Origin of the sequence: Micromonospora sp. NPDC047644, assembly GCF_040704315.1 — a bacterium.
Taxonomy (GTDB): domain Bacteria; phylum Actinomycetota; class Actinomycetes; order Mycobacteriales; family Micromonosporaceae; genus Micromonospora.
The window spans coordinates 105,653-127,111 of sequence record NZ_JBEYSY010000010.1 but is presented as its reverse complement, the minus strand read 5'-3'; the positions used below and the strand labels follow the sequence as shown (position 1 = coordinate 127,111).

The following is a 21,459-nucleotide window of genomic DNA, read 5'->3' as shown; positions in this document are numbered from 1 at the left end:
GGAGCAGAAGCGAGGGGGTGGCACGACGGTGGCCGGTACGACCGACCTTGCCGCGGTGTGGTTGGCGGCGACCGACGAGCTCGCCGACGAGATCATCTCCGCCCAGCAGCGTGCCTATCTCCGACTGACCCGGCTGCGAGCGATCGTCGAGGACACCGCCCTGCTCTCCGTTCCGGACGCGTTCACCCGCGACGTGATCGAGTCACGGCTGCGTCCGGCGATCACCGAGGCCCTCACCCGCCGGCTCGGTCGACCGATCCAGGTCGCGGTCACCGTCCGGGTGGCCGAGGACGCCACCGGCCGACCGGCCGGCACCGTCTACCGCAGCGCACCCGAGAGCGGGCAACTCGACATCGACGGCCCGGGTATCGGGCCGTTCGACGACGACCAGGGCGCTCGACCGCCGGCCGACGCGATGATCCCTGAGCAGTCGCCCACGCCGCGTAACCCCGATTCCGCTCCGCTGCCCGCGCCGGCGGGTCCACCGCTCGCGCCGCCGGTGGAGGGGCACCGCACGGGGTTGATTCCCGCCAGCAGGGACGGGCAGGAGGCGTTGTTCAGCGCTGCCTTCGCGGAGCCCCTGCGGCCCTCCCGGGGTCCGGACCGGCGCGGCTACGACGAGCAGGCCGCCCGCCTGGACCCGTCCGGCCCCGACACCCGGCCCTACGATCCCCGTTACCGGGACGACACGGCGTCACCGCGCGACCAGCACGTGATCCGTTCGCTCCCCCGGGACAGCGGAACGGACAGCGGCCCGGGCCGCAGCGCGGTGGACCATCGGCCCGGTGGCCGGGACGACCGCCGGTTGCCCGGTGCCGACACCGGCGGCAACCGGCTCAACCCGAAGTACATGTTCGAGACGTTCGTCATCGGCTCGTCCAACCGCTTCGCCCACGCGGCGAGCGTGGCGGTGGCAGAGTCGCCGGCCAAGGCGTACAACCCGCTGTTCATCTACGGGCACTCCGGGTTGGGCAAGACGCACCTGTTGCACGCCATCGGGCACTACGCCACGACGCTCGGCAACGCCCGCTCGGTCCGGTACGTGTCGACCGAGGAATTCACGAACGACTTCATCAACTCGCTGCGGGACGACAAGACCAGCGCGTTCCAACGGCGCTACCGCGACGTCGACATCCTGTTGATCGACGACATCCAGTTCCTGGAGAACCGCGAGCGCACCCAGGAGGAGTTCTTCCACACCTTCAACACCCTGCACAACGCCAACAAGCAGATCGTGATCACCTCTGACCGGTCGCCGCGCCAGCTGGCGACCCTCGAGGACCGGATGCGAACCCGGTTCGAGTGGGGGCTGCTGGCCGACATCCAGCCGCCGGATCTGGAGACCCGGATCGCGATCCTGCAGAAGAAGGCGGCGCAGGAGCGGATGTACGCCCCGCCGGACGTGTTGGAGTTCATCGCCTCCCGGGTGTCGAACTCGATCCGGGAGCTGGAGGGCGCGCTGATCCGGGTGACCGCGTTCGCCAGCCTGACCCGGTCGACCGTCGAGCTGTCGCTGGCCGAGGAGGTGCTTCGGGACTTCATGCCCGACGGCGCCGGTCCGGAGATCAACGCCGACCAGATCATGGCCTCGACCGCTGACTACTTCGGGGTGAGCCTGGAGGATCTGCGCGGCCAGTCCAGGTCCCGGGTGCTGGTCAACGCCCGTCAGGTGGCCATGTACCTGTGTCGGGAGTTGACCGAGCTGTCGCTGCCCCGGATCGGGCAGGCGTTCGGTGGCCGGGACCACACCACGGTGATGCACGCCGACCGCAAGATTCGTCAGCAGATGGCTGAGCGCCGCTCGCTCTACAACCAGATCGCCGAGCTGACCAACCGCATCAAACAGAACAGCTGAGGCGTACGACCGCCCTCGCGGCGGCGCACAGCCGTAGGACACGCCCGACCGGATTTCCGGTCGGGCGTTCTTTTTGGTCCGTCAGCTGGACTCTCGACATGGTGCAGACCACAGCATTGAGGCCGTGACCGCCTCGATCCCCACTCGTTGTCCACAGCTCGTTGTCCACCGTCGGTGGATAACTACGGACCGTCCCTCGCCAGTTACCCACAGGCTGTGGAGAAACCCTGTGTACGAGGCTGTGGACGCCTGGGGACGACGGTCAGGTTATCCACCGATCATCATCGACCTGTGTACGAGCTGTTGAAGGTTCTGGGGATGACGGCAATGGTGATCTTCCCCGCGATCCACAGGCTTGGGGAGAAAGTCGGTGGATTACCGGTGGACAACCGGTGGACAACGGTGGACAACCGGCCGTCGTCGCCGAGCTGTGGACACAGAAGCCGGTTGTACCCCGGGTTCTCCACAGCTAAATCACCGGTGGATAACCTGTCTGACCTGCGCAGACCTCGGTTTTCCACAGTTTGCACAGGTGCGATGAAGACGATGAGTTATCTCTTCTAAGAGAACAAAAACCAATCATCACCGTTGGGCTTTCTGTGGATCGGGCCGAACGCTGCCGGATCAGCCGGTCAGCATCGACACGATCCATGGGGTCGGGCGCACAGCCGATGTCCCCGCGCCCTAAGGTGCGATGGGTACCCGCACGGTCGGGCGGGACGGTAGGCAGCGGTCGGCATGAGAGAGTTGTCGCTGACGTCGACGCGGAGGCATTGATGAAGTTCCGAGTGGAGCGCGACGCGCTCGCCGAGGCTGTGGCGTGGACCGCGAAGAGCCTGCCCAACCGGCCATCCGTACCGGTGCTCGCCGGGGTGATGCTCCGCGTCACCGACGGCAACCTGCGGGTCTCCGGGTTCGACTACGAGGTCTCCAGTCAGGTGACCGTCGAGGTGCAGGGCGACGCCGACGGCGCCGCGCTCGTCTCCGGCCGCCTGCTCGCCGAGATCACCAAGGCGTTGCCGGCCAAGCCGGTCGACATCGCCGCGGTCGGCGCCCACCTTGAGCTGGTCTGTGGCAGCGCCCGGTTCACGCTGCCCACCATGCCGGTGGAGGACTACCCCGCGCTGCCCGAGATGCCGCAGAGCGCCGGCACCGTCGACGCCGCGGCGTTCGCCACGGCGGTCGCCCAGGTGGCCATCGCCGCCGGCCGTGACGAGACGCTGCCGATGATGACCGGCGTCCGGGTGGAGTTGTCGGGCGACACCCTGTCGATGCTCGCCACCGACCGTTACCGGTTGGCGCTGCGCGAGATCCAGTGGCGGCCGGACGACCCCGAGGTGAGCATCAACGCCCTGGTGCCCGCCCGCACCCTCAACGACACCGCCAAGGCTCTCGGCCCGTTGGGCGGCGAGGTCACCCTCGCCCTCGCCCAGGGCGCTGCGGGCGAGGGCATGGTCGGCCTTGCCGGCGGCACCCGACGCACCACCAGTCGGCTGCTCGACGGCGCCAACTACCCGCCGGTGCGGTCACTCTTCCCGGCCACCCACAACGCCGCGGCGCGGGTGCCGGTCAGCACGCTGATCGAGGTGGTCAAGCGGGTCGCGCTGGTCGCCGAGCGGACCACCCCGGTGCTGCTCAGCTTCAGCGCCGACGGCCTGGTGGTCGAGGCCGGCGGTTCCGAGGAGGCACGGGCCAGCGAGGCGATGGAGGCGACCTTCACCGGTGAACCGCTGACCATCGGCTTCAACCCGCAGTACCTCATCGACGGTCTGGCAAACCTGGGCGCTCAGACGGCCGTGCTCTCCTTCGTCGACGCCTTCAAACCTGCGGTGATCTCTCCCGCCGGCGAGGATGGCGAGGTAATTCCGGGGTACCGGTACCTCATCATGCCGATCCGCGTCTCGCGCTGATCGCGCCCAGCAACACCCAGATCCACGGAGGTAGAAACACATGCAGCTCGGCCTGGTAGGACTCGGCCGTATGGGCGGCAACATGCGGGAGCGGTTGCGTTCGGCCGGGCACGAGGTGGTCGGCTTCGACCACAACCCGCAGATCAGCGACGTCACGACCATCGCGGGCCTCGCAGAGAAGCTTGAGTCGCCGCGCGCGGTCTGGGTCATGGTGCCCGCCGGCGTCACCGACGCCACCATCGACGAGCTCGCCGAGGTGCTCGGCGAGGGCGACATCATCATCGACGGTGGCAACTCGCGCTTCAGCGACGACGCGCCCCGCGCGGAGCGACTCAACCAGCGGGGCATCGGCTACATGGACGTCGGAGTCTCCGGCGGCGTCTGGGGCCGGCAGAACGGCTACGGGTTGATGGTCGGCGGTGCCCAGGAGCACGTGGACCGCCTGATGCCGATCTTCAACGCGCTCAAGCCGGAGGGTGAGTTCGGCTTCGTGCACGCCGGCCCCGTCGGTGCCGGGCACTACTCGAAGATGGTGCACAACGGCATCGAGTACGGCCTGATGCACGCCTACGCCGAGGGCTACGAGCTGATGGCCGCCTCGGAGCTGGTGACCAACGTGCCGGGAGTCATCAAGTCCTGGCGAGAGGGCACCGTCGTCCGTTCCTGGCTGCTCGACCTGCTCGACCGGGCGCTCGACGAGGATCCGGAGCTGGCCGACCTGAGCGGCTACACGGAGGACACCGGCGAGGGCCGGTGGACCGTCGACGAGGCGGTCCGGCTGGCGGTGCCACTGAACGTCATCACCGCTTCGCTGTTCGCCCGGTTCGCCTCGCGGCAGGACGACTCGCCCGCCATGAAGGCCGTCTCCGCGCTGCGTCAGCAGTTCGGTGGCCACGCCGTCCACAAGCGCTGAGCGGTATCCACAACCTGTGTACGTTCACCGGCTGGAACTGGTCGACTTCCGCTCGTACGAGCGGGTGGCCGTCGACCTCCAGCCGGGGGCGAACGTGCTGATCGGGGCCAACGGCGTCGGCAAGACCAACCTCGTCGAGGCGTTGGGCTACGTGGCGACCCTGGACTCGCACCGGGTCGCCACCGACGCGCCTCTGGTCCGGATGGGCGCCACGTCCGCGGTGATCCGCTGTGCTGTGGTGCACGACGGCCGCGAACTCCTGGTCGAGCTGGAGATCGTGCCCGGCAAGGCCAACCGGGCGCGACTGGGCCGGTCACCGGCGCGGCGGGCCCGGGACGTGCTCGGGGCGCTCCGGCTGGTGCTCTTCGCCCCGGAAGATCTTGAGCTGGTCCGGGGCGATCCGGCGGAGCGCCGCCGCTACCTGGACGACCTGCTGGTCAACCGGCAACCCCGGTTTGCGGGCGTGCGGGCCGACTACGAGCGGGTCGTCAAGCAGCGCAACGCCCTGCTGCGCACGGCGTACCTGGCCCGCAAGACCGGCGGCTCCCGCGGCGGGGACCTCGGCACCCTCGCGGTCTGGGACGCCCACCTGGCCCAGCATGGGGCGGAGCTGCTGGCCGGTCGCCTGGAGCTGGTGGCCGCGCTCACCCCGCACGTGGCCAAGGCGTACGACGCGGTGGCCGCCGGTCGGGGTGCGGCGAGCATCACCTACCGGCCCTCGATCGAGCTGGCCGAGCCGACCACCGATCGGGCCGCGCTGGCCGAGGCGCTGACGGCGGCCCTGGCCGCGTCCCGCTCCGCCGAGATCGAGCGGGGCACCACCCTGGTCGGTCCACACCGCGACGAGTTGGCGCTGAGTCTCGGCCCACTGCCCGCCAAGGGGTACGCCAGCCACGGCGAGTCGTGGTCGTTCGCCCTCGCGTTGCGGCTGGCCGGGTACGACCTGTTGCGCGCCGACGGCATCGAGCCGGTGCTGGTGCTCGACGACGTCTTCGCCGAGTTGGACACCGGCCGCCGGGAGCGGTTGGCGGAGCTGGTCGGCGGGGCGAGTCAGCTGCTGGTCACCTGCGCCGTGGACGACGACGTGCCGGCCGCCCTGCGCGGCACCCGCTACCAGGTCGGCGAAGGGACGGTACGCCGTGTCGGATGAGTCAGGCAGCAAACGACCAGCGGCCGGCGACGGCCCTGCTGCGCGTACCCCGGAGGCGGCGCAGGGATCGGCGGGCGGTGAGCCGGCGGCGGCCGCCAGCGGGCCGGAGCTGGCCCGAGCGGTGCTCGACGCGGCGCTGTCCCGACGGCAGGCGGCGGCCCGCGCCCGGCGTACCCCCGGCGGTGGTGACGCTGCCGGCGGCTCGGGCCGGCGGTTGCGTGGTTACTCCGGCCCCGGGCCCGACCCGCGCGATCCGCAGCCGCTCGGCGCCGTGCTCAACCGGCTGGTGAAGGCGCGTGGCTGGCAGCAGCCGGCCGCCGAGGCCACCGTGTTCGGCGCCTGGGAGCGGGTCGTCGGCGCGGAGGTCGCGCAGAACAGTCGCCCGGTGAAGTTGGAGAACGGCGAGCTGACGGTGGAGGCGCGCTCGACGGCCTGGGCCACCCAGCTGCGGCTGCTCGCCGGCTCGCTGCTCAAGCAGATCGCCAGCGAGGTCGGGCACAACGTGGTGCGCAAGTTGCACATTCACGGCCCGGCCGCGCCCTCGTGGGGGAAGGGGCCGCGCCGGGTACGCGGCCGGGGTCCGCGCGACACCTACGGCTGATCCGCGCCGGTCAGCCGCGCCGGTCGGCCTCGCGGGCTGCCCGCTTGCGTTCCCGCTGTTCCCGGGTGAATCGCTTGCGCTCGGCCAGGTCACGTTTCCACGCCTCGCGGGCCTCGGCCGAGCCGCCCTGCACCGCCCCCTGCACACCCTCGGCGGGGCCGGCGAGGTGCCGGAAGGCCCACCGCATCAGTCGGCCGCCCTCGCCCGGGGTCCTGGTGATCGCGCCGTCCTCGCTCATCTGCCGCCCTCTTCCGCGCGTTGCCTCGCCGGCCCTCGCCTGTCGCCCGAGCAGACCATTGGGGCACCAATGGTTGGTGTACCAATGATCGGTACGATAGTCACCGTGCGCAGACAGGGCAACCGATGAGCGAACGACCTGGTGGCGACGACCCGCTGGCCCTGGAGCAGCAGGTCTGCTTCGCCCTCTCGGTCGCCGCGCGCAGCGTGGTGGCCGTCTACCGGCCGCTGCTGGAGCCGATGGGGCTGACCCATCCGCAGTACCTGGTGATGTTGGCGCTCTGGCAGCACGCGCCACTCTCCGGTCGTGACCTCAGTCGCCTGCTCCAGCTCGACCCGGGCACGCTGTCACCCCTGCTCAAGCGGCTGGAGGCAGCCGGCTACCTGCGCCGGGAACGCGACCCCGGCGACGAGCGCAGCCTCGCCGTCACCCTCACGGCCAGCGGCGCCGCGCTGCGGAGTCAGGCCGAGCTGATCCCGGCCGCGATCGTGCAGCGGCTCGGGCTGCCGCTCGAAGACCTGCAACACCTGCACGCCGTGCTGACGCAGGTGATCAAGGCCGCGAACCAGCCGGCCGACGCGGCGGCTCAGGCGTCGGCGTAGACGGCGAACCCGCGCTCGGCGCAACGCCGGTAGAACGCCGCCAGCACGCCCAGCTCGGCGCAGGTGAAGTTCCACTGGGGCGGGTCACCGCTCTCGTCGCGCAGCGCGTCGAGCCGGCTCTCCAGCCAGCGCAGCTGCTGCTCGGCCAACCGGCCGTCGCCGAGCAGGGAGCGCAGCACGGTGCTCACCGACTCGAAGGTGACCGCCTCACCGGTCGGACGGTGCGCTGCCACGAACCGTTCGATGCCGCCCGCGATCCAGGAGCAGCCGTCCGGGTCGATCACCGGGTCCTCGTCCTCGGCGGCGGCGTCTGTGGCGTACAACACACCTTCGAGGCCGAGAAGCAGATCCACCAACTCGGTGTACGCGGTCGCCCGGATGGTGCCGGTCTTCGCGATCAGCTCGGCCAGGGCCGCGGTCGGCGCGGAGATGCGCGGCAGGTCGACGATCTCGCCGAAGTCGACGAACTCGGCCGGCGCGACCGGATCGTAGAAGCGGCCGGTCCGCGGCCAGTGCACCGCGACGTTGTCCAGCCCCATCTGTCACCTCTTAAAGAGCACGTGTCGGGTCGATCGGGTCGATCGTCCCGGTTCTACCCGGTAAAGATCAAGGCCGGTTCCGGGGCGCCGCAAACGTACGGCACCGACGCTTCGGCCGCGACCCCCGACCCGCCCGACCGCGGGTCAACCCGTCCTGCGGCGGCGCGTGCGATGGGAGCCTGGCGTGTGGGGGGAGTCGTGGGCGGCAGGGTTCTGCCGGCTATGGACTTCTCAGCCGGCTCGCTGAGGGTGCCGAGTGGTGGTTCTGTCCCCCGGGCACAGTAGGATTGACAGTGAGACGAAGACCCGGTGCGGGGGTGGGACGGGGCCGGTAGGCCCCAGATTCATTCTCCACGTCGGGTCGAGCCGATCGCGATCCGCGGGCAACCGCGGCGACCGGCGCGTTCGACCCGCTGTCCGGAGTTCTCCGGCACCGGTCCGCGCGCCGACGTCGCGTCCTGTCCGCCGAACCCGCGCCCGACGCGCCCTACGGGCGTGGCTGACGCGAGAAAGTGGCCGAGGGTGGCAGCGCAGGACAAGCAGGAGTACGGCGCAGAGTCGATCACCGTTCTCGAGGGGCTGGAGGCCGTTCGCAAGCGGCCCGGTATGTACATCGGGTCCACCGGCGAGCGCGGTCTGCACCACCTCGTCTGGGAGGTCGTGGACAACGCGGTCGACGAGGCGATGGCCGGCTACTGCGACACCATCGACGTGGTGCTGCTGGCCGACGGCGGCGTCCGGGTCACCGACAACGGCCGTGGTTTCCCGGTCGACCTCCACCCGAAGCTCAAGAAGCCGGGTGTCGAGGTCGCGCTGACCGTGCTGCACGCGGGTGGCAAGTTCGACGGCAAGGCGTACGCGGTCTCCGGTGGTCTGCACGGCGTTGGCGTTTCCGTGGTGAACGCGCTGTCGACGAAGATGGCCGTGGTGATCCACAAGTCCGGCTTCGTCTGGCGGCAGCAGTACACCAACTCCAAGCCCAGCCCGCTGGAGAAGGGCGAGACCACCGACAGCACCGGCTCGGCCGTCTCCTTCTGGCCCGACCCGGACGTCTTCGAGACGATCGACTTCGACTTCCAGACCATCTACCGACGCCTGCAGGAGATGGCCTTCCTCAACCGGGGCATCACCATTCACCTGCTCGACGAGCGGGTCCCGGAGGACGAGGAGGGCAAGACCCGCGAGGTCACCTTCCGCTACGACGGCGGTATCGCCGACTTCGTCCGACACCTCAACGCCTCCAAGAACCCGATGCACAAGACGGTGGTCGAGTTCGAGGCCGAAGAGGAGGGCATGTCCCTCGAGATCGCCATGCAGTGGAACGAGTCGTACGGCGAGTCGGTCTACACCTTCGCCAACAACATCAACACGCACGAGGGCGGCACCCACGAGGAGGGCTTCCGGTCCGCGCTGACCAGTGTCGTCAACCGGTACGGCACCGACAAGAAGCTGCTCAAGGGTGACGAGAAGCTCTCCGGCGAGGACATCCGCGAAGGCTTGGCCGCGATCATTTCGGTCAAGCTGACCAACCCGCAGTTCGAGGGCCAGACCAAGACCAAGCTCGGCAACACCCCGGTGAAGAGCTTCGTGCAGCGGGTCTGCAACGACCGGCTTGTCGACTGGTTCGACCGCAACCCGGCCGAGGCCAAGACGATCATCCAGAAGGCGTCCCAGGCGGCCCGCGCCCGGATCGCCGCCCAGCAGGCGCGCAAGCTGGCCCGACGCAAGTCGCTGCTGGAGTCCGGCTCGATGCCGGGCAAGCTGGCTGACTGCCAGTCGACCGACCCCCGCGAGTCCGAGGTGTTCATCGTCGAGGGTGACTCGGCCGGCGGCTCGGCCAAGCAGGGCCGCGACCCGCGCACCCAGGCGATCCTGCCGATCCGCGGCAAGATCCTCAACGTGGAGAAGGCCCGGATCGACCGGGTGTTGAAGAACAACGAGGTCCAGGCGCTGATCACCGCGCTGGGCACCGGCATCCACGACGACTTCGACATGGAGAAGCTGCGGTACCACAAGGTGGTGCTGATGGCCGACGCGGACGTCGACGGTCAGCACATCCAGACGCTGCTGCTCACCCTGCTGTTCCGCTTCATGCGTCCGCTTGTCGAGATGGGGCACGTCTACCTGGCCGCCCCGCCGCTCTACAAGATCAAGTGGAACAAGAAGGGCGACGACGCCCAGTACGCGTACTCCGACCGCGAGCGGGACGGCCTGATCGCGCTGCGCCAGCAGAAGAAGCCGAATGCGAAGCCGGACGACATCCAGCGCTTCAAGGGTCTCGGCGAGATGAACTATCCCGAGCTGTGGGAAACCACGATGAACCCCGCGACGCGTACCCTGCGTCAGGTCACTCTCGACGACGCGGCGACCGCCGACGAGTTGTTCAGTGTGCTGATGGGTGAGGACGTCGAGGCGCGCCGGTCGTTCATCCAGCGCAACGCCAAGGACGTGCGGTTCCTGGATATCTGACGGGCTGCGCCGGATCGGCCGGGCATCGCTCGGCCGATCCGGCGGTCCACAGAGTTATCCACAGCTTGGCCGGTATCCACAGCGGTTATCCACAGCACGAAAACGACTCTGAGTCTGATAAGGGTACACAGTGACTGATTCGCCCGAGTCCACACCGAACGAGCCAGAGGTCCCCGCCGAGGCCATCGCCGCGGTGGTCGCGCACGACCGGATCGAACCGGTCGGGCTCGAGGTGGAGATGCAGCGCTCCTACCTCGACTACGCGATGAGCGTCATCGTCGGTCGCGCGCTGCCGGACGTCCGGGACGGCCTCAAGCCGGTCCACCGCAAGATCCTCTACGCGATGTTCGACTCCGGCTACCGCCCGGACCGCGGCTACGTGAAGTGCTCCCGCGTTGTCGGTGACGTGATGGGTCAGTTCCACCCGCACGGCGACTCGGCTATCTACGACGCGCTGGTCCGGATGGCGCAGCCCTGGTCGCTGCGCTACCCGCTCGTCGACGGCAACGGCAACTTCGGCTCGCCGGGTAATGATCCGGCTGCCGCCATGCGCTACACCGAATGCAAGCTCGACCCGCTGGCCATGGAGATGCTGCGGGACATCGACGAGGACACCGTCGACCTGCAGGACAACTACGACGGCCGGGCCAAGGAGCCCACCATCCTGCCGTCGCGGATCCCCAACCTGCTGGTGAACGGCTCCGAGGGCATCGCGGTCGGCATGGCCACCAAGATCCCCCCGCACAACCTGCGGGAGATCGGCGCGGCGGTGCAGTGGTGCCTGGAGCACCCGGAGGAGGACGAGGAGACCACCCTCGAAGCCCTGATCGGCATCGTCAAGGGCCCGGACTTCCCCACCTACGGCCTGATCGTCGGCACCACCGCGATCCAGGACGCGTACCGCACCGGTCGTGGCTCGATCCGGATGCGCGCCGTGGTGGAGGTCGAGGAGGACAAGCGGGGGCGTCCCTGCCTGGTCGTCAGCGAGCTGCCCTACCAGGTCAACCCGGACAACCTCGCCGAGCGGATCGCCGAGCTGATCAAGGAGGGCAAGCTCGCCGGGATCGCCGACATCCGCGACGAGTCCTCCGGTCGTACCGGCATGCGGATCGTCCTGGTGCTCAAGCGCGACGCGGTCGCCAAGGTCGTGCTGAACAACCTCTACAAGCACACCCAGCTCCAGGAGACCTTCGGCGCCAACATGCTGGCGCTGGTCGACGGGGTGCCGCGCACGCTCAACCTGGCCCAGTTCATCCGCTACTACGTCGAGCACCAGATCGACGTGATTCGCCGGCGGACCGCGTACCGGCTGCGCAAGGCCGAGGAGCGGGCACACATCCTGCGGGGCCTGGGTAAGGCGCTGGACGCGCTGGACGAGGTGATCGCCCTGATCCGGCGCTCTCCGACGGTGGACGACGCCCGGCAGGGCCTGATCCGGCTGCTGGAGATCGACGAGATCCAGGCGACCGCGATCCTGGACATGCAGCTGCGCCGGCTCGCCGCCCTGGAGCGGCAGCGGATCATCGACGACCTGGCGAAGCTCGAGATCGAGATCGCCGACCTCAAGGACATCCTCGCCAAGCCCGAGCGGCAGCGGAAGATCGTCTCGGAGGAGCTGGGCGAGATCGTCTCCAAGTGGGGCGACGACCGCCGGACGCAGATCGTCCCGTTCGACGGCGAGGTCTCGATGGAGGACCTCATCGCCCGCGAGGACGTGGTCGTCACGATCACCCGCACCGGGTACGCCAAGCGGACCAAGGTCGATCTGTACCGCTCGCAGCGGCGCGGCGGCAAGGGTGTCAGCGGCGCCACGCTGCGGCAGGACGACATCGTCAGCCACTTCTTCGTCTGCTCGACCCACGACTGGATCCTGTTCTTCACGAACAAGGGCCGCGTCTACCGGGCCAAGGCGTACGAGTTGCCGGAGGCCAGTAGGGTAGCCAAGGGCCAACACGTGGCCAATCTGCTCGCCTTCCTACCCGACGAGCAGATCGCGCAGATCATCGAGATCCCGAACTACCAGGTAGCCCCCTATCTGGTACTGGCCACGAAGAACGGCCTGGTGAAGAAGACGCGGCTCGAGGAGTTCGACTCCAACCGTTCCGGCGGCATCATCGCGATCAACCTGCGCGATGAGGACGAGCTGGTCGGTGCTGCGCTGGTTGCGCCGGAGAACGACCTGCTGCTGGTCTCCAAGAAGGCACAGGCGATCCGGTTCAACGCCTCGGACGAGGCGTTGCGGCCGATGGGCCGGGCCACCTCCGGTGTGATCGGCATGCGCTTCACGGACGACGACGTCCTGCTCGCCATGGAGGTCGTGCGGGAAGGTTTGGACGTTCTGGTGGCCACGAACGGGGGATACGCGAAGCGGACCCCGATCGAGGAATACCCGGTGCAGGGCCGGGGAGGTAAGGGCGTGTTGACTGCAAAGATCACCGAACGGCGCGGTGGTCTGGTTGGCGCTGTGGTGATCGATCCGGACGACGAGCTGTTTGCGATCACCAGCAACGGTGGTGTCATTCGGACTCCGGTGAAGCCTGTACGGCGTACGCGTGACCGGAACACAATGGGGGTCAAGCTGATGGACCTCCCGGACGGCGTGACTATCGTGGCGATTGCTCGCAATGCCGACGAGCCTGACGAACAGGACTAGTTGAATGACGGAGACACAGGCGAAGTCGGGGAACACGGGGACCTCGGCCAAACCGGTCGACGAGGAGGCCGCCAAGGGCGGCACACCAGCGACCGGCCGCGCGGCCGTGGGCCGGGCGACGGTCCCCGCCGACGCGCCTGCCCCGAAGTTCACCAGGGCTCCAGGTATGACACCCCCGCCGGAGCAACCGGGCGAGGACGGCGAGTCCGGCGACAAGACCGAGGCGTCCAGCGCCGAGGCGCCGACGTCGGCCGCCGCCAATCCTCCGGGTCCGGCGGCGGCACCCTCGGCACGTCCGGCGACCACCCAGCCGATCGGTCTCCGGCCCGGTCAGGCCGCGTCAGCCGGGTCCACCGGCACCCAGCCGCGGATCACACCCGGAATGACCCAGCCACCACCGGACGCGGCGCGGGCGACCGCCACCGCCGGCCGCCCGGCCAGCGGCGGTGGCCTGCCACCGGGGATCGGCAACGCCTCCGCCGTCGGCGCGGCCCGCGTCGGTGACGCGGTGCGTGCGGCGCGTACGTCGGTCAGTTCGGCCGCCTCCCGCGGACCGCGACGGGCCCGGCTGAACCTCAAGCGGATCGACCCGTGGTCCGTGATGAAGTTCGCATTCGCGGTGTCGGTGGTGCTCTTCATCGTCGTGGTGGTGGCCACCTCGGTGCTCTACCTGGCGCTGGACGCGATGGGTGTGTTCCAGAGCGTCAACGAGAGCCTGAGCGACCTGGTCAACGCCGGCGGTGGGCAGAGCACCAGCGGCTTCCAGATCACCGCCAAGGGCGTGATTCTCAGCTCGGCACTGATCGGCCTGGTCAACGTGGTGCTGTTCACCGCGCTGGCCACCCTCGGCGCGTTCGTCTACAACGTCTGCGCCGACCTGGTCGGCGGGATCGAGCTGACCCTCGCCGAGCGGGACTGAGTGACCGGGACGCCGGGGCCACCGCGAAAGCGGTCGCTCCGGCGTCCCGTACTCGGGTAGGTTTTGCAGGCGGCGACGGGCCTGGCTCGTAAGCCGGACCCCGATTTGGGGCCGGCGGAGCGGATGGGTTAATCTTGCTCGTCGCAACGCGGGGCTATAGCTCAGTCGGTTAGAGCGCAGAGCTGATAACTCTGAGGTCGATGGTTCGATTCCATCTAGCCCCACCGCATGTCGTCCGACGGTAGTCGAGCGCGAGGGGTCGCCCCATGTTCAAGAAGCTGCTGATTCTGGCTGGCGTCGTCGGTGTGGCTGCCGTCGTGTTCAACAAGATCAAGGCGTCGAACGACGAGCGTGCCCTGTGGCACGAGGCGACCACCGCGCCCGACCTGCGCTGACGTTCGCGCCGCGCGCGACAGTCGCCGCGCAATTCGCGGGGCCCTAGCTCAACTGGCAGAGCACTGCCTTTGCAAGGCAGGGGTTAGGGGTTCGAGTCCCCTGGGCTCCACCAGCACTTCCCTCGGTTGATCTCGGTCCGAGTGCCGCCCCATTCCGCCCGGTGAGGTCGACCCCGAGCTGAAGTTGGCGCCGCAGCTCGTCTCGCTTCCGGACTGCATCAGCCTCGCTCTTGGCGTACACGTACTTCCGCTTGCCGTCGATCCAACCGAGGTCGACCACCGCAGCCCACCTGCCCGGCCGCTGCTCCCGCCGTGCGCGGACACCTCAGTTGGTCACTGATCGGCGACGAAGGCGGTGGACCATCCAGCCTGCGCAGCCCGTTGGTAGAACCTGCTGATCTCGCGCAAGTAGTACGTCAAAGCGGTGGCGATGCTGCACAGTCTTGGCCCGGCTCGCCGTCAGCAGGAAGTCAGCCAGACACTCGGATCGACCGGTAGTCCGGTGACCCGCGAGGGCAGCTTCGTCCGCTCCGATGCCATGAACAACGCCGACTGACGGTGGTTCATCCCACGCCCGCTGTCTGGCGCGCAAGCCAAAGCCTGTGGGCCGCCCTCGATCGACCGTGGCAGCCGTGCGGACCACGTCTGACCCACCAGCGTCCGTACGAGCCGGCACGGTTGGCGTGACGTTGTGGGCCGGGGCGGGACAAGCTACTCAACCCCAGCAGCGGACGGGTCTCGGGAGGGAGACTGTCGCCGAGGACGGCGAACAGCCGTGCTGATTGCGGTCATGAGGTGTAGCTGACGAACTCGTTGCCGACGATATGTAGACAGCACTAGACCTGGTTCCCACTCGACCGGTTTCTCGGCACACCATGGGCTCGAAGAAGCCGTCAGCTTGCGAATCCCCAGCTCAGTACCACTGGCGGTCGATTGCGCAGAGGTTGTTCGCGATGGCGGGCGCTGACAAGCTCCTTGAGCTCTGCTACGTTATGCCAATTGAACGCGGTGCGCCGCGGTCAACGCTGCTAGAGGCGCATTCTGTACGGATCGGGGGATCCCTTGAAAAAGCATGCACTTGGTCGTGCTCTGCTCGCGGTCGGCGCAATAACCGCTACGGTTGTTTTGCCTGCCGCACCTGCTTCGGCGGATCAGGTTGGCTGCGTTATTAAGAGCGCGGTCAGCTGCTCAACCGGCTATGCCCCGAACACTACGACCAAGATCGCGATGGCGGTTTATCCGGTGAGTGCCGGTACGATCACCTGTCGGGCCTATGACAGTGGCGGCAACCAGCGCGCGGCGCTTCCAAACAACACCAGGGGCAGTGCCATAATTCAGAACTTCACTGTTCCTAGTGGCCGCTATTTCATGGTGTGTGTCCGGCCGTCCGGCACCAGTGGAGGCAGCGGCTTCCTCTACGACACCTATTTCATCGGTAGCTGATCTGTACGCTCGAAATTCGAGCGTATTGGGCTAACACGCGGCGCCGGGTGGCTGACGACATGTTTCAGCCGCCCGGCGTTGTGCGCGCTTCACGGATCAGCAAGGCAAGTGCCAATCAAGTAGCAAACAGGGCGCGGTTGACCTTTCTGTCTGCCGATGATTACCGCCGCCGGTTGGCCGACAGGCGGCGATTCGCGTACTCCGGCGACCGGTCATCTGGCCCCGGAGCCGCCGGAGCCGGGCCGGAGCCCTTGGAGTCGACAGTGCGGTCAGGCGGGTGGCGTGAGCGGGACGGTCTCGCCGCGGGCGATGGTGCGTACCTGCTCTACCCAGCCACGACGGCGGGCCTCGTCGACGAAGTGCGCCAGCGGTGAGCGGAACACCGGGTAGTCGTCGTAGTGGATCGGCACGGTTAGCCGCGGGCGGATCAGCTCCACCAGGTCCGCACCCTGGCGGGCGTCCATGGTGAGCAGGATCCCGGCGACCTTCGTGCCGCCGAGGTGGATCAGCATCGCGTCGATGTCCGGGTAGCGTTCCGGGATGGCGGTGAGTTGTGGCCGGTTGAGGGTGTCGCCGGTGACGTAGAGCCGGAACTCCCGCCGCCCGGAGCGTTCCACGTCGATCATCGTGCCCATCACGTCCGGCATCAGCAGGTCGAGCGCTCCCGGGCCGTGCTGGCCAGGCATCGAGGTCAGCCGTACTGTCGTACCGTCGCGGTTCAGCTCCCGGGACGACCAGGTCGGCAGGCCCTGGGCGGCCTGGAAGCCCCAGCGGCGCAGCTTGCGTTCCGCCGCCGGGGTGGTGACGATGGGCAGCTCACGGTCCAGTTCCCGACGGGCCACCCGGTCGAAGTGGTCGCCGTGCAGGTGGGAGAGGACCACCGCGTCCAGCTCTGGGAGCTGGGCGATCCGCAACGCCGGGTCCGTGCGGCGGCGCGACCACAACCCCTTGCCCAGGTACGCCCGCTGACCCCGGTGCAGGAAGTTCGGGTCGGTCAACAGGGTGAAGCCGCCGATCCGCAGCACGGTCGTTGCGGTACCGATGAACGTGACCTGGGGTTGTTCCGCCATCATGCCCATCTTCTTCCGCTACCCCAGCGAGCTGCCGGCATGCGGCTCAACCGTTGGTACCAGCGGGATCAGGTGGATGTACCTCCGGGAGGCGTTCCACCAGCTTGGTGAGCGCGCCGTTGGCGAAGGTCGCGCCGAGCGCCGACCCGGCCCCGATGGTCCAGCCGACCGGCCCGAGCGGGGTGCAGCCGAAGAACTGGCTCACCCCCGGGGTCTGCACCACCACGGCCAGGACGCCCAGCGACGCCGCCGTGGAAGCCAGCACGGTCGGGCTGGTGCCGCCGGCCAGGATGGTCTGCCCGAGTTGGGTGCCGACCAGCGAAACCAGGGCGACGGTGCCGGCCCGCTGCCGGCGTCCGGTGTAGCGGGCCAACGTCCAGCCCGCGGTGGCGCCCAGCGTGGTGGCTGCCGCCCGCAGCCCGATCTCCCTGGTGAGGCTCTCGCCGAGCGCCGTGTCCGGACCCTCCTTGAGGAGAGTGTCGGTCCGGTCCGACGCGGGTGGCCGCACCGCGATGGCCAGCGCCGGCGCGAGGTCGGTGAGCAGGTTGACCAGCAGGAGCTGTCGTCCGGTCAGCGCGGAACGGCCGGTCGCGGCGGCGGTGAGCACACTGAACGCGATCTCGCCGAGGTTGCCGCCGACCAGGATGCTGAGCGCGTGCCGCACCGACGACCACATCGCCCGCCCTTCGATCAGGGTGGCGATGATGGTTTCCAGCCGGTCGTCGGTGACCACCAGGTCGGCTGCGGCGCGGGCGGCCGGGGTGCCCCGTTGACCGAGGGCGATGCCGACGTCGGCCAGCCGGATCGCCGGGGCGTCGTTGGCGCCGTCGCCGGTCATCGCGACGGTCCGACCGCACTTCTGCAACGCCTGGATGATCCGCACCTTGTGCGCAGGGGTGCAGCGGGCCACCACGTCGGTGTTGGCCAGCCGGTCGGCGAGCGCGTCGTCGTTCAGCTGGTCGAGTTCAGCGGCGGTCACCACCCGCTGCTCGTCGTGTTCACTGATGGTGGCGGCGATCGCCTCGGCGGTGGCCGGGTGATCACCAGTGATCATGATGGTGTGCACGCCGGCCTGCCGGATCCGGCGTACCGCCGGGGCTGCGCTCTCCCGGACGCCGTCCGCCAGGGCCAGGAAGCCCACGAAGGTCAGCCCTCGCACGTCGGAGTCGGTCACCTTCGGGTCGTTCACCGGGCACTCCGCGACAGCGAGGATCCGGTTTCCCGCACCGGCCCGGTCGGCGAGCATCCGCTCCAGCTCGGCGCGGCCGGCATCGTCCAACGGCTCCTGACGACCGTCCAGACGTCGGGACGAACAGCGCGGCAGCACCGTCTCCGGAGCACCCTTGACGCTCAACAACAGGTGACCATCGGTCTGTCCGATGCTCGCGTGGTAGCCGCGGGACGGCTCGAACGGCAGCCCTCCGGCGGCCCGCCAGCCGGAGGCGCCGGTCTGCTCCACCACCCCGGCCTCACCGGCGCCCCGACGGACCGCCCGGTCGGTCTGCAACGCCAACTCCTCCGGGTTCTTCGCGGCCGGAGTGGCCCGCAGCGCCGCGGCCAGCGTCATCCGGAGCCGGTCGTCCAAGCGGTCCAGCGAGGCGTACCGGTCGCCGACGCTGTCGCCGACCCCGGCCAGCAGCAACTGGCCCTCGGTGAGGGTGCCGGTCTTGTCGAAGCAGAGCACGTCCACCCGGCCCAGCGCCTCGATGGTGCGCGGGTTGCGGACCAGCGCGCCGTGCTCGGCCAGCCGCCGGGCCGCGGCCAGCTGCGCCGCGCTGACCAGGAACGGCAGCCCCTCCGGCACCGACGCAACGGCGAGGTTCGCGGCGGTCGCCGCCGTTTCGGCCAGGGGTACGCCTCGAAGCAGGCCCGCGCCGGCCACCGCTACCGCCGAACCGGCCGCCAGCGGGATGGCGGCGCTGGTCAACGCGCCCAGCCGAGCCTCCACCCCACTGGTCGGGGGTGCCTGCCGTACCAACGCCAGGCTGCGCCCCGCCTCGGTGTCGTTGCCGGTCGCCACCACCACGGCGGTGCCGTGCCCGGCGGCGACCGTGGTGCCCTCGTAGAGCATCGAGTGCCGGTCGGCGATGGCGGCGGCGACCACCGGTCGGTTGGACTTGGCAACCGGCAGCGACTCGCCGGTCAGCGACGACTCGTCGGCCTCCAGTCCCACCGACTCGAGCACCCGGCAGTCGGCGGGCACCGAGTCGCCCGGTTCGAGGGCGATGACGTCTCCGAGGACCAGGTCTTCGGCGGCGAGAACCTGCTCCTCGCCGTCCCGCCGGACCCGGGCGGTCACCGCCGACCGCGACAGAAGCTCCGCCAGCGACCTCTCCGTGTTGCGCTCGTGCACCGCGCCGATCAGGGCGGATCCACCGACCACGCTGCCCACCAGCGCGGCGTCGACCAGTGAGCCGAACGACGCGGAGAGCACCGCCCCGGCGGCCAGCACCGGCGTGAGCGGGTTGGACAACTCGTCCACGAAGGCACGCAGCAGCCCCCCACTTCCGGGGGCGGCGCCGCCGTCGTCACCGGAACCGTGGCGTCGGCGCTGCGCCTCGGCGCTGGTCAGGCCGTTCGGGGTGGAGCGCAGGTGGTCGAGCACGGTGCCGGCCGGCATCAGATGCCATGCGGTTGCCACGGGCGCCGGGGTGTCCGACTGGTCGTGCAACCGGCGGGCCTGCCAGACGCCGTTGGCAAAGGCCAGCCCGGCCGCGCCGTTGACGGCGACGAGCGCCCGGTGCGGCAGTTGGGTCGGTGGGGCGGTGAACGCGCCGAGCGCCCCGAGACCGGTGCCGGCCATGGCCAGCCGGATGTTCTGCTGGGCCGTGCGCCGCGCCACCCCGGTCGCCTCGATCACCAGCGCCACCACCCGCAGGTCGGCACCGACCAGCAGGTGCGCCCCCCACGGCGGCAGCTCCTCCGGCGCGGCGAACCCGAGACCACAGTCGGACGCGCCGAGTGCCTTGCGGTCCGCGGAAACCAGCATCACCACAGCGCCGTCGCGCTGCAACGCGCGTACCGACTCGGCCAACTGGTCCCCGCCGGGGAGCAGCGCGTCGGCGAAGCCGTACCGCTGCTCGTCACCGCCGGCGACGACCAACCGCAGGCCGGCATGTCGAGCGGCGGAGGGCAGGCCGTCGACGCCGGGCGCGGGTTCCGGCTCGACCCGCAAGAGGGCGGCGAGCCGTTCGCCGTTGGCGAGGCCGAGGAGTTGGCCTCCGGCCGAGCGCAGCCGGGCCGCGTCCGGGATGTCGTCGAGGTCGCTCGCGGGCATCCGGTCCAGCGGCCCGAGTCGCCAGCCGTCCGCTGTGCGGGACGCGGACGGGTCGTCCGGGTCGAACAACGCGAAGGCCCGCTCGGCCACCTGGTCGACGTCCGCGTCGGGGGCCGGCGCGAGATCGGCCAGGACGCCCCGGTCCGAGCCGAGCACGGCGGCGTCGAGCACGAGCGTGTCGATCCGGTCCAGTTCGCGCAGCACACTCCGGTCCATCGCGATCACACCACGCCGGGCCAGCATCCGGCCGAGCTGAGCCGCGTACCCCTCCCGACCGCTGCCCGGTGCCTTCGGCAGCGCGGACAGTCCCAGCGCGGTGGCCCGCTTCGGCCCGGCGAACGGCACCGCCGCCGCACCCGCGGCCGCACCGGCGGCGAGCATGCGGTTGATGTACCGCTCGACCGGGCCGTCCGGCTTCGGCCGCGGACGTTCGATCACCGGCCAGCGGGCGGTGGCCCGTTCGGCGTCGCCGGTCAGCCGTGGTTCGGCCTTTTCCCAGGCGGAGAGTTGGGCCCGGTCCTCACCCCACTGCACGACCCGTTGGGCTCCGTCCAGGACGATGCCCGTCCACCGGCCGGTCAAGCCCTGCACCACCGCCTCGGCCAGCGGAAACAGGATGTCGGCGCGCGGGTCGGAGCGCAGCCGTCTGCCGAGGAGCCCGTGCAGCTTCGGCTGAAGATCCACTGCGGAGAGCAGGCCGGCTACCTCACCGGGCAGCGGCGCGAACGGCAGGATCCGGGTGGCCGCCGAGATGGTCAGGCCCAGTGCGTCCGAGGCGAGCGCGCCGAGGGTTCGCGGAGTGCGCGGCCCTTCCTCCGGTGGGTGCGGAGGCGGGATCTCCGGGTCGGGTTCGTGGTCGCAGGTCCGCTCGACGCGGTCGATGGTGGCGATCAGGTCCCGCAACGTCGGCTCGGGGGTCTGGACGGCCACCACCACCCGGCCGGAGGGTGCGTTGACCCGGGCCCAGGCCACCCCGGGCATCTGCTCCAGCGCGCCCTCCACCTGACGGGCCAGCCGGTTGCCACCGTCCTGGCAGACACCGTGCACCTCGATGTGGTGCCGGCCCGGCCGGGACCAGACCCGACGCCGCGTCAGCCCGGCCGTCCGGGCCAGCCGGACCGCAGCCGAACCGACCGACCGGGACGCCTCGCCGACCAGGTGCGGCACGCCGAAGGACGGCAGGATGCGGCCGGCAGCGCGGCCCGCCGCCGTCATCGAGGCGTACGACTGGACGGGCGCCGGCCCGGCTCCCGGTTGCCGCTCGTCCTGACCTTGGTCATGTCGTCCTCCCACCGCACTGATGTCCGGCGGCCTGGCTTCCCGACCTGCCATCCGTTATGCCCCCTGAGTGGCGGAATTTTCCGCCGTCGCTGGCGCATGGACGCGATGGGCCGTGGAACCCGACGACCATCACCGGACACGGGG

16 protein-coding genes and 2 tRNA genes are annotated in these 21,459 nt (G+C 69.7%); 14 read left to right on the top strand and 4 right to left on the bottom strand.

What is annotated here, in order from left to right; genetic code table 11:
* The first annotated feature begins 28 nt into the window (after positions 1-28).
* The 5 genes from dnaA to AB0877_RS18095 all read left to right on the top strand — a co-directional run bounded on the left by dnaA (position 29) and on the right by AB0877_RS18095 (position 6,429).
* Positions 29-1,855, top strand: coding sequence for a chromosomal replication initiator protein DnaA (dnaA, locus tag AB0877_RS18115; protein ID WP_366610269.1), 1,827 nt, complete (start codon positions 29-31; stop codon positions 1,853-1,855).
* Between the two features lie 776 nt (positions 1,856-2,631).
* Entirely contained in the window at positions 2,632-3,765 is a 1,134-nt protein-coding gene (gene dnaN / locus AB0877_RS18110; protein WP_210782097.1) for a DNA polymerase III subunit beta, read from the top strand.
* Positions 3,766-3,805: 40 nt separating this feature from the next.
* A complete protein-coding gene (gnd, locus tag AB0877_RS18105) occupies positions 3,806-4,678 on the top strand; it encodes a phosphogluconate dehydrogenase (NAD(+)-dependent, decarboxylating) (protein WP_366610016.1) in 873 nt (290 codons plus the stop codon).
* Positions 4,679-4,694: 16 nt separating this feature from the next.
* Positions 4,695-5,828, top strand: coding sequence for a DNA replication/repair protein RecF (gene recF / locus AB0877_RS18100; RefSeq protein WP_366610014.1), 1,134 nt, complete (start codon positions 4,695-4,697; stop codon positions 5,826-5,828).
* A complete protein-coding gene (locus AB0877_RS18095) occupies positions 5,818-6,429 on the top strand; it encodes a DciA family protein (protein ID WP_366610012.1) in 612 nt (203 codons plus the stop codon). The genes recF and AB0877_RS18095 overlap by 11 nt, the downstream gene beginning before the upstream one ends.
* A 10-nt stretch (positions 6,430-6,439) precedes the next feature.
* Here the strand turns inward: AB0877_RS18095 and AB0877_RS18090 are convergent, their stop codons facing one another.
* Positions 6,440-6,667, bottom strand: coding sequence for a hypothetical protein (locus AB0877_RS18090; RefSeq protein ID WP_112726587.1), 228 nt, complete (start codon positions 6,665-6,667; stop codon positions 6,440-6,442).
* A 125-nt stretch (positions 6,668-6,792) separates the two neighbouring features.
* On the opposite strand from AB0877_RS18090, the gene AB0877_RS18085 reads away from it, so the two are divergent.
* Positions 6,793-7,269 carry a MarR family transcriptional regulator gene (locus tag AB0877_RS18085; RefSeq protein WP_366610010.1) on the top strand — a complete coding sequence of 159 codons (477 nt, stop codon included), beginning with the start codon at positions 6,793-6,795 and terminating at the stop codon, positions 7,267-7,269.
* On the opposite strand, the gene AB0877_RS18080 is transcribed toward AB0877_RS18085, so the two are convergent.
* Positions 7,254-7,808, bottom strand: a complete 555-nt coding sequence (locus AB0877_RS18080; RefSeq protein ID WP_366610008.1) for a hypothetical protein — start codon at positions 7,806-7,808, stop codon at positions 7,254-7,256. The genes AB0877_RS18085 and AB0877_RS18080 overlap by 16 nt on opposite strands.
* Before the next feature lie 522 nt (positions 7,809-8,330).
* Here AB0877_RS18080 and gyrB point away from each other — a divergent pair.
* From gyrB to AB0877_RS18040, 8 genes are all read left to right on the top strand, one after another.
* Positions 8,331-10,277, top strand: a complete 1,947-nt coding sequence (gyrB, locus tag AB0877_RS18075) for a DNA topoisomerase (ATP-hydrolyzing) subunit B (RefSeq protein WP_366610007.1) — start codon at positions 8,331-8,333, stop codon at positions 10,275-10,277.
* Between the two features lie 130 nt (positions 10,278-10,407).
* Complete coding sequence (gyrA, locus tag AB0877_RS18070) at positions 10,408-12,930, top strand: DNA gyrase subunit A (protein WP_366610005.1); 2,523 nt, start codon at positions 10,408-10,410, stop codon at positions 12,928-12,930.
* A gap of 4 nt (positions 12,931-12,934) precedes the next feature.
* Positions 12,935-13,849: a DUF3566 domain-containing protein gene (locus AB0877_RS18065; protein ID WP_366610004.1), complete on the top strand. Its 915-nt coding sequence runs from the start codon at positions 12,935-12,937 to the stop codon at positions 13,847-13,849.
* Between the two features lie 150 nt (positions 13,850-13,999).
* A tRNA-Ile gene (locus AB0877_RS18060) sits at positions 14,000-14,073 on the top strand.
* A 42-nt stretch (positions 14,074-14,115) separates the two neighbouring features.
* A complete protein-coding gene (locus AB0877_RS18055; RefSeq protein WP_209444550.1) occupies positions 14,116-14,244 on the top strand; it encodes a DLW-39 family protein in 129 nt (42 codons plus the stop codon).
* Positions 14,245-14,281: 37 nt separating this feature from the next.
* Positions 14,282-14,357: transfer RNA gene (locus tag AB0877_RS18050), tRNA-Ala, on the top strand.
* A gap of 311 nt (positions 14,358-14,668) precedes the next feature.
* The gene (locus AB0877_RS18045) at positions 14,669-14,800 is read left to right on the top strand and encodes a hypothetical protein (RefSeq protein ID WP_366610002.1); all 132 of its coding nucleotides are present in this window, start codon (positions 14,669-14,671) and stop codon (positions 14,798-14,800) included.
* A gap of 506 nt (positions 14,801-15,306) precedes the next feature.
* A complete protein-coding gene (locus AB0877_RS18040; protein ID WP_366610001.1) occupies positions 15,307-15,687 on the top strand; it encodes a hypothetical protein in 381 nt (126 codons plus the stop codon).
* A 269-nt stretch (positions 15,688-15,956) separates the two neighbouring features.
* Here the strand turns inward: AB0877_RS18040 and AB0877_RS18035 are convergent, their stop codons facing one another.
* The gene (locus AB0877_RS18035; RefSeq protein ID WP_366609999.1) at positions 15,957-16,757 is read right to left on the bottom strand and encodes an MBL fold metallo-hydrolase; all 801 of its coding nucleotides are present in this window, start codon (positions 16,755-16,757) and stop codon (positions 15,957-15,959) included.
* A 46-nt stretch (positions 16,758-16,803) separates the two neighbouring features.
* A complete protein-coding gene (locus tag AB0877_RS18030; protein WP_366609998.1) occupies positions 16,804-21,249 on the bottom strand; it encodes an HAD-IC family P-type ATPase in 4,446 nt (1,481 codons plus the stop codon).
* Positions 21,250-21,459 lie beyond the last annotated feature (210 nt).